The following is a 2,260-nucleotide window of genomic DNA, read 5'->3' on the forward strand; positions in this document are numbered from 1 at the left end:
ATCGTGTTTTTCCAATCACTATACTTTTTTAACAATTTTAGCAAAGAAGCTAAAATTTGATAAAAAAAGCATAAAATTGCAAATAAATCAAAAAATTACTTGACAGGATTGTCGCATATGTTTTATAATTTTCAACAGGCAACAGGCAACAGGCAACTTGGCCAACCTCTAATTTAAATTCGTCTAAGTCCAGCTCCCAACTTAAATTTTTCACTATCGCTTATTTTTTCATGCGATCAAGTGAAATTCTGCGAATTTTCGCGCGATCGTTTTCTGGATCCTTTTTTAGATCCTTATATCTTCTACAATTATCCCGGTGGATCCATTTAGGTCTATTCGTGGTGTTTTTTCTTTCTTTTCCCAGTCATGCATTGACTTCACAGACAACAAAAAATCATATTGAGGGTAGTGCGCCGTATTTGACTTTCGATGGTGGTCGTACACGTGTTGTTGATGCTAACGGTCTGCTTGGGATTACTTTATCTGACGGAACTAGGTACACGCCTTCTACCAATTCATCATCTTCTTCAAGACCTATCTCCTTGCCGGTTGAGGGACAGAGTTTTGCTGATATTGATATGTTTGTACCGACTAATACTAATTCAGTCGATTTAAGTACTCTTATCGGTCCACCTAATAATTATTGGGGAGATGATGATGGTGATGCTGGTGTTACAGCTACTGGTCGTTTAAGTTTATCTATCGTCGATAAAAACAATCAACTAGTGTCGCGTGATACTGTGTTAACGACATGTAATGATTCTGCACCTTATCGTGTTACATTAACTAGTACTGATGGTACATTGTCCACACGTTATGGTGTTCCTAGTAGTAGTACTTTCCGTGAAAGTAGTGTGACTTATTACGTCAATCCAAAGCTTGGTACATCAGTTTGTGCTAGAATTGATTTTGCCATACCTAATTTGATTTTTGGTACAGATGATTATGCTGGTCCAGCTTCGATGTGGGACCCTTATTATGGTTTTCTCACACAAAAAACAGACCCATCCTCTTACGGTCAAAACTTTCCTACTACTGGTATTAATAATTTGCGTTTTGGCTTAGAGATTAGTAATGTTAGTCAACCTTTGTTTTGGTCTTCCGTTTCTAAGGGAGGTATTACAGCTACAATGTCTTATTCTAGCTCTCACTTCGTTCGCGTTACTTTAACTGGTCCCTACGCTACCGAATCCCAATGGAATTCTAGCAATCCTGGTTTTATTGCTAAGCCTTCTTTACCTCAGACATTCGAGTTGGTTGGTCGTGACGCTCAAGGTAATCCAGTCGTTAAATATGGTTTTACTTTGAAGCAGTGGTTCCTCAGCCGTGGTGATGTGCATGGCTATTATTCTGATCATTTATCATGGTGTAATAGTTTTGGTTATCGAATGCCTAGCGTAAAGGATTTAACCAATGCATCTTGTCGTAATACAAATTTAAGTTGTCGAGGCGCTGCCAGCGCCACCCCTTCCTCACCTAGTAATCATTTTATGCGTCATATTGGTTCTGGCCTTTTCGCGGAGTGGGGGCATATGTCCGATTATTCAGCCATTGACCTTCCTGTCAACGCCAATTGGTTCTTTACTAGTGATTCCAATGGCCGTGAACAGTTTATCGTGCACTCGGACAACGGTGCTGTGGATTCGACCAGCGAAAACGTCTTCGGGCTTTGCACCTATCCTTAGTTCTTATTTCTTCGTCCTTAATCTTTAGTGCCGAGGGTTGGGGGTGAGGAAAAATAGTATTAAGTCATTAAAAATAAGCTTCGAGTCAACGTCGTTTAGCCATAAAAAGCAATTTTGTGGCTAAGCGAGACTTCAATTACCCGCCTCGGCGGGTTTATTTTTGAGGCGATTTTATCGCAAAAAAAGTTGAGGAACGGGGTTTTTGGGGTTTTAAATTCTGCAATGTTGTCTCAAATAAATAATTCCGCTTTAAGCTGTGGCGTTTTTTAGTAGCCGTTTTTTTCCATCAAAAAAAGTTGAGGAGCGGGGTTTTTGAGGTTCTAAATTTCACTTAAAAATTATTAAAATATCAAAATCACTAAATTTCTAATTCAAAGCCCTAAAATAAAATTTTTGAAGATCAATTGCTCTGATTTTAAAGATTTGTAACTTTGATATATTTAATTAAAACAATAGTTAAACAATTATAACTTAGATCCTTTTTAGATCCTATTTACAAAAGTTAACGCAAATGAGCGAAAAAAAGTGTTGCATCGTGTTTTTCCAATCACTATACTTTTTACACGGTTTTAGCT

The 2,260-nt window shown here is 37.9% G+C and carries 1 protein-coding gene; it reads left to right on the forward strand.

The window, feature by feature from the left end:
* Positions 1-338 precede the first annotated feature (338 nt).
* A complete protein-coding gene (locus J3U16_RS11775; protein WP_267343162.1) occupies positions 339-1,685 on the forward strand; it encodes a hypothetical protein in 1,347 nt (448 codons plus the stop codon).
* Positions 1,686-2,260 lie beyond the last annotated feature (575 nt).

The organism is Gilliamella sp. B3023, assembly GCF_026536845.1.
GTDB classification, from domain to species: Bacteria; Pseudomonadota; Gammaproteobacteria; order Enterobacterales; family Orbaceae; genus Gilliamella; species Gilliamella apicola_E.